This is a genomic window from Candidatus Methylomirabilota bacterium, from assembly GCA_035315345.1.
In the GTDB taxonomy this organism is placed as follows: Bacteria; Methylomirabilota; Methylomirabilia; order Rokubacteriales; family CSP1-6; genus CAMLFJ01.
Map to the genome: position 1 here is coordinate 1 of DATFYA010000024.1, position 6,363 is coordinate 6,363.

At 66.9% G+C, this 6,363-nt stretch carries 7 protein-coding genes; 1 reads left to right on the forward strand and 6 read right to left on the reverse strand.

What is annotated here, in order from left to right; all coding sequences use genetic code 11:
* The 6 genes from VKN16_04140 to VKN16_04165 form a co-directional block, all read right to left on the reverse strand.
* A partial coding sequence (locus tag VKN16_04140) for an ATP-binding protein (GenBank protein ID HME93394.1) occupies positions 1 to 410 on the reverse strand: 410 nt, incomplete at its 3' end.
* A 749-nt stretch (positions 411 to 1,159) separates the two neighbouring features.
* Entirely contained in the window at positions 1,160 to 1,465 is a 306-nt protein-coding gene (locus tag VKN16_04145) for a hypothetical protein (protein HME93395.1), read from the reverse strand.
* A 2-nt stretch (positions 1,466 to 1,467) separates the two neighbouring features.
* Positions 1,468 to 2,037, reverse strand: coding sequence for an ABC transporter substrate-binding protein (locus tag VKN16_04150; GenBank protein ID HME93396.1), 570 nt, complete (start codon positions 2,035 to 2,037; stop codon positions 1,468 to 1,470).
* A 157-nt stretch (positions 2,038 to 2,194) separates the two neighbouring features.
* Entirely contained in the window at positions 2,195 to 2,812 is a 618-nt protein-coding gene (locus VKN16_04155; protein HME93397.1) for an OmpA family protein, read from the reverse strand.
* 184 nt (positions 2,813 to 2,996) lie between these two features.
* A complete protein-coding gene (locus tag VKN16_04160; protein ID HME93398.1) occupies positions 2,997 to 3,320 on the reverse strand; it encodes an OmpA family protein in 324 nt (107 codons plus the stop codon).
* A 303-nt stretch (positions 3,321 to 3,623) separates the two neighbouring features.
* Positions 3,624 to 3,962 carry an OmpA family protein gene (locus tag VKN16_04165; GenBank protein ID HME93399.1) on the reverse strand — a complete coding sequence of 113 codons (339 nt, stop codon included), beginning with the start codon at positions 3,960 to 3,962 and terminating at the stop codon, positions 3,624 to 3,626.
* A 1,008-nt stretch (positions 3,963 to 4,970) separates the two neighbouring features.
* Here VKN16_04165 and VKN16_04170 point away from each other — a divergent pair.
* On the forward strand, positions 4,971 to 5,183 hold the full coding sequence (locus tag VKN16_04170; GenBank protein HME93400.1) for a LapA family protein: 213 nt from the start codon (positions 4,971 to 4,973) through the stop codon (positions 5,181 to 5,183).
* Positions 5,184 to 6,363 lie beyond the last annotated feature (1,180 nt).

Genomic DNA, 6,363 nt, shown 5'->3' on the forward strand with positions numbered 1-6,363 from the left:
GTGATCTTGATCGGCTGACCGGTGGTGAGCTGGCCGTAGAGCGCCGCCGCGGAGATGCCGATCCCCTGCTGGCCCCGGCTCATCCGGAGCCGGTGGAACTTGGAGCCGTAGAGGAGCTTGGCGCAGATGGGCGGGATCTGCTGGCGGACGATGCCGGGCCCGTTGTCGATGACGGTGACGCGGAAGCGCGTGGCCTGGCTGGCCGGCGGCGCGGGCTCGCCGTTGCCGACGACCTCCAGCTTGATGACCACATCCGGAAGGATCCCGGCCTCCTCGCACGCGTCAAGGGCATTGTCGACCGCCTCCTTCACGCAGGTGAGCAGCGCCTTGCGCGGGTTGTCGAAGCCCAGGAGATGGCGGTTCTTGGTGAAGAACTCGGAGACGGAGATCTCCCGCTGACGGGCTCCCATCTCGACCGCGGACGCCGCGGGCTTCGCCGGCGGGGCGGGAGGATCCGTCTTGGACGAGTTGAGGGTCTGGCCAGGCGGTCGCATGGACCCCTCAATACAAGCAAAGTCCCATGCCGGGACCAAGTTTTCCCTGCGGGGTTGTCACGGGCCCGATCGCCAGCCCTCCCGCCAGGGCCCGCGGCCGGCTTCGGCCTTGGGGAGTTTACGGCGGTCTCGGTCCCCCCGGCGCCGGCGGTCCCGTCAGTGGCTCCGCGTCGAGAAGGTGACTCGCCGGTTGTTGGCCCGGCAGGCTGCCGTCCTCTCCGTGCAGGATGGCTGTCCTCCTCCGCGCGAGACGAGCGCGATGTGATCTGCGTCTGCGCCCTTCGTGATCAAGTACGCCTTGGCCGCCCTCGCTCGCTGTTCGCCGATCTCGACGCTCCGCAGATGGTCGGCAGGTCCATCCGTATGCCCTTCGACCAGGAGCCTCCGAGTGCCATCGCTCCGCAGCCATAGCGCGTGGTCATCCAGCACCTTCTTCTGGCCCGGTCGGATGTCGGTCGTTCCCGCGCCGAAATAGATGGACGCGAACGTCGGGACGGCCAGGAGTGTCGACACGACGGGCGGACGCGGTCGCTCCACCGACACACCGGGCGCTTGTGCCGGCGCCCACGCCACCGCCGACGCGAGCGCCAGGACGGGTAGAACCAAGAACCTGGCTGGACTCCAGACACTCGAACGCACGCCCCTTGCACTCGCTCGGCCTGCCGTCAGGGGCACTTCGACACCTCCCAGAGCTTCACCTCGATGCGGTCGCCCACCTTCAGGTTCCGGAGCGTCTCCGGTGAGGCCTGAAACTCGTGAACGACGCCGTCGGACTCCCGCACGCTGAAGCGACTCTGGGCCGGCTCCATCCTGACGACCTGGCCCGCGGCATCCTCCGGCGTCCGCATCTTCCCCAGGCCATCACAGGCCGGCGTGCCCCGCCCCATCGCCACGCCCGTCCCCAGGACCAACGCGACCGTGACCATCGCGCCCGCCATCGCACCCACCCGCGCGACCGACGCTCTCGGCATGGTCACGATCCACGCCCTACGCGCGGAATCACGTGCGCCTCGATCTGCTTGTTCCGCATCCTGGACAGCAGATCCGCGAAGGACGACGTCCGGATGATCGAGTTGAACTGACTCCGGTAGTTCGACACGAGGCTCACGCCGTCGAGCACCACGTCGTACACCTCCCACCGATCCGGCCTCTCGATGAGCCGGTAGTCGATCGAGATCTCGAACCGCCGGTCGGTCGTGATCCGGGACCGCACTTGCGCGTACGCGCCGTCGATCGACTCGCCCAGGAAGGTGATCCGCTCCCCTGCGTAGTTCTCGATCGTCGAGAGAAAGGATCTCTCGAGCAGCTCGGTAAACAGCCCGACGAACTCCTCCTGCTCGCGCGGCGACTGGGCGCTCCAGTGCCGGGACAAGCTCAGCCGCGCCATCTCCTTGAAGTCGAACAGCCCGTCCGCCACCCGGCGAATCTCGGCTCGGCGCTGCCCGCTCTCGCGGGTGCCGGCCGGCCGCGTTTGAGCGGCCGCCAGCACCTGCGAGACGGATGCCTTCACGAGGTCCAGGGGTCGGACGCGACCCGCGGTCATGCTCGGCCCATCCTTCACGGCGTCGCCGGGAAGGGCCGGCTGCGGACCCAGCGAGACCGCGGCACCCAGGATCACCAGCAAGATGCTCCACCGCCCAAGCTGCCGGCCACGGGGATTTCCGGTCGGGTCTTCCAGTGGCTTCATCGCGCTCCCTCCGTTAGCTGGCCGGACGAACCATTACCTCGACACGGCCGTCGCGCTGGCTGCACATCTCGCTGGCGTCAATGCACTTGGCCCGCTCCGCGCCGAACCCGCCCGTCTCGATCCGATCAGGCGAGACCCCGGCCCGGACCAGTGCCTCGCGAACATTGGCGACCCGCTGCTGGCTCAGGGCGGCGTTGTACTGATTCGTTCCGCGCAGAAGATCCGTCGAGCCGTCGATGCCGACCCGGACGGATGGATTCTGGCTCGTGTAGGCCGCGATGTCGGCGATCTTGCTCATCTCGGTCGACCGGATCTCCGGCCGGTTGTAGTCGAACATGATGTCCTTCAACGAGGTCCAGCGCATACCGGCCGGCGCCGAATTCGTCGCACTCGCCATGCCCGGCTGGCCCTGCGCGCCGGTCACTCCGACCTGGCCCTGTGCACCCGTCATACCGGGCTGGCCCTGTGCACCGGTCAGGCCGGCCTGGCCTTGAGAACCCGTCATGCCGGTATAACCCTGGGACCCGGTCGCGCCGGTGGAGCCCTGAGGACCTGCGATGCCGGCGGGGCCGGTGCAACCGACGGTAAACAGCGCGAGAGCTGCATACGTCAATCCGTTTCTCATGATCATTTCCTCCATCTCGTGGTGAACTGCAGAACCAGGCCCATCACACGAATACGCGCTCTTCTCTGCGGAATCTGCCCCGTATCGAACACTCCGCGCCGTCTACCGCGGTTCCTCCGAACTGCTCAGATTGTTCACGACCTTCGTCACTCCCTCGCCCCTCCAGGCGCGGAGGGGATGCCCAACGACTTCAGGACCTGACCGCGAGGATCTCGACCCGTCGATTCAGCTCCAGACAGGTGTCCGTGCTCTGGCTACACACCGGCGCCTGCTTCCCGTGGGTGCCCACCGTGATACGACTGGGCGAGACCCCGAGCCTGATGAGCTCGGCCCTGACCGCGGCGACACGCTTCGTGGCCAGCGCCTGGCTGCGGTCGTCCGCTTCGCTCGGATGGCCATCGAGACTCACCTGAGCTTGCGGGTTGTTCTGCATCCATACGGCGAAGTTCGCGAGCTTGTCCTTGCACTTCTGCTGGAGATCCGAGCTGCCGCGCTTGAAGCTCACGTTCTCCATCGAGGCCCATCCGCTCACGCCGGCGACCCCCGCCGGACCCACCGGACCCACCGGACCGGCCGGCCCGGCCGCGCCCGGAGCTCCTTCCGGTCCCGCTAGTCCGGCCTCCCCAGGAGCCCCGGCGAGCCCGACCGGCCCCGCCGGTCCAACAACGTAGGGAGCGCTCGAGCGACACGTACCCCTTGCGTACGGCTGGTCCTTCGCGACCCACGATCCATCCGGATCGATGTATCCACTCTGGTAGGCGCACCCCGACAACGCGGCCACCGCCACCAAGCTTGTGAGAACTCTCATGGCGTCCCCTTACTGACCCGGCCGCACGAGTACTTCGACCCGCCGGTCCCGCTGCCAGCACGCCTCGGTGGCCTCGGAGCACTTCAGCCGCGTCTCGCCGAATGCGCCGGTCTGGATCCTGGCCGATGGCACGCCCGCGCTCACCAGCGCGGCCTTGATCGCGTCCACGCGCCGCTGGCTGAGCGGTTGGTTGTACTGGGTGGTGCCGCGTGGGTCCGCGTAGCCGTCGATGCCGATCTCGACGTTGGGGTTGTCCTTCATGTACTGGCCGAGCTTGTCGACCTTGCTGGTCTCCGAGGTCCGGATCACGCTCTGGTCGAAATCGAAGAGAAAGTCAGCGAACGTCACCCAGGGCCGTGGTGCCCCTTCCGGGCCGCTCACGCCCTGCGTACCGGCCGGGCCACCTGGGCCCTGCTGGCCCGCTACTCCCGCCGGTCCCTGCGGCCCCTGGGGGCCCTGCGGTCCGGTCATCCCGATCGGCCCAACCGGGCCGTAGTTGTGCGGGTCTTCAAATGGGCCTGTCGCGCAGCCGGCTCCGAAGAGCACCGTCAGCGCGAGCATCGCGCCCACAATCACTCCTGTCCTTGCGAATCCTCGCTTCATCGTTCGTCCTCCCCTGAATGGTGAAGAGCAGCCTTCGTGGGCCAGACTCTACGCAGGGGGCGTGCGCTTACCCAGTGGCTCTTGGGTCTACACCTTTAGGCGGGGGTCCGAGTGCGGCCCGGCTCGGCCAAGGTCCAATAGGCAGACCCGCCGACATTGACTAGGCTCGAGGCGTGATGGAACGGCCAATGGCATTGTCGGTCGCCCCAACGCGATCGACGCCCGAAGACCGGCACCCGACACGCAGCACGTTCGACCGCTACAACCTTGTCAGCGAGGAGGATCTGCGCCGAGTCTCTCCAGCAGACCGCGCTGTACGTTGATACGGTGTCGACGAGAAGGGTTTCCGGCGCACATAGACGAGGCCCTGACCCCAGGGCTACTGTCGCCCTAGCCCACGACCGGGCCCGAATGAATTCTCTGGAGGGTCCGCATGAAGTGGCCCGAGGTCAGCACGAGAACCCGCGGAGACAGAAGTTCTGCGGGAGCATGCAGGGCCGGTCTGCAAGATCCTGCCCTCCAAGGCCGTGTTCGAGAACGACCGATCCACCACGCGGCCGATGCCCTTCACCTGCTCGGTACCAATAGCCACCAGCCTCGAGCCGCCGGCATTAACTTCGGGTGATTCCTGGGCAAACAAAAAAGAGTAGCGGCCGCAATGTCCTCTAACCCCTCGTAGGGCGATGGTCGCGGAGGGTCGGATGTGAACCGACGACCCTTCGGGGAGTCTCGAGCCTGAGGAGGTGACAATCAATGCTGTACCTGATCGTCCTGACCGTGGTTCTTCTCTTCGTCGTGATCTTTGCCCTGCAGAACGCCCAGGCGGTCACGATCCGGTTCCTCTTCTGGCAGCTCGAGTCCTCCATGGCCATCCTCGCGCTCGCCTTCACGGCGGCGGGCGCGCTGATTGCGGAACTGCTCAGGTTGACGAATCGCCTGCTGCGCTGGAAGCGCGGGCGTCCGTGAACGGTCCCGGGGACTCTCGCCCGAGGCTTCGCGTCTGGGCGCTACCTCTTTGGGCCGATCGCTCAGGGCGGGGCCTTCTTCTTTTGGCCTGCTCGCGACGTCGGGGCCAGGGTCATATCGGCCCGGCGCGTCGCGTTCCCGGTCCCAGAGGGAGAAGCATTCGACGTGGAGCTGAATGCCTTGGTTGGTGGTCGTGCTCACGCCCTCCATGAGAAGCTGCCCGGCGCGAATGACGTCCTCGCAGGCGTCACACTCTTCACCACTTCCAGGGCCACCCCAGATGCGTGGGATGTTGTTGTGCGGAAGCCCGCCATTGGCGAGCTTGCGGCGAATGATGAGACGGAGCGTGTCTTGGTCCATATGGAAGGGCCGGGCAGCTACCTTCGCCGGCTACACCGGCCCGCTTGCTTCATGTCCCGGGACCTGTCGCTCCGCGTCCCAGACCTGGAAGCACCTCACGTGAAGCTGCACACCGAGGCCGCCGGGGGAGGTGCTGACGCCCTCGATGACGAACTGAGCCCTGGTGATGATCTCCTCGCAGGCGTCACAGGACTCGCCGTTCCCCGGTCCGCCCCACATCCGCGGGATGCTGTCTTGCGGCAGGCGACCGTCCGCGAGCTTGCTTCGGATGAGGACACTGAGTGTGTGGTCTTCCATGGAGGCCCCGTAGTCCTATCTGGAGAACCACGCCAGATTCACTGGGGCCTCTGCGCCGAGGGCGCCAACCTGAAAGGCCGGCGTGAAGGCGAGGCGGATGGCGCGGCCGGGGCGACCCTCGACCCCCTGGGCTCGCTCACAGGAGGTCAAGAGCCGGCGCGCCGTCAACCGCGCCAACGAGAGTATCCCCAGCCTCCACCACCGAGTAGCAACAGCACCACGAGAACGATCAATACGGTTTCCATGGACATGGCTCATCACCTCCCCCGCTGCTCTCGCTGCTCACTCTAGTCAGCGGCGTGCGGCGTGCCTAGTGGACCTTGGGCCATAGGGCTGCCGCTCGTACAGCGAACGTGCCCGTCCTGCGTGCAGGGCTTCGACGCGGATTCGTTCGGTCACCGGCTACGCCGGCCGGCGCCGGGATTCAGCGCGTGGGCATCGTCCTCGGCGGCTCGGTCTCCCTCTTGGAGCCCGGGTCGGCCCGGCCGCTGGGCCGGACCACAGACCCACGCGATGATGAGCA

Bases quoted from the DNA above. Each gene is read 5' to 3' on its own strand.
- VKN16_04145 (HME93395.1), bottom strand. From the start codon at position 1,465: ATGCCGAGAGCGTCGGTCGCGCGGGTGGGTGCGATGGCGGGCGCGATG.
- VKN16_04150 (HME93396.1), bottom strand. From the start codon at position 2,037: ATGACCGCGGGTCGCGTCCGACCCCTGGACCTCGTGAAGGCATCCGTC.
- VKN16_04155 (HME93397.1), bottom strand. From the start codon at position 2,812: ATGATCATGAGAAACGGATTGACGTATGCAGCTCTCGCGCTGTTTACC.
- VKN16_04160 (HME93398.1), bottom strand. From the start codon at position 3,320: ATGGAGAACGTGAGCTTCAAGCGCGGCAGCTCGGATCTCCAGCAGAAG.
- VKN16_04170 (HME93400.1), top strand. From the start codon at position 4,971: ATGCTGTACCTGATCGTCCTGACCGTGGTTCTTCTCTTCGTCGTGATC.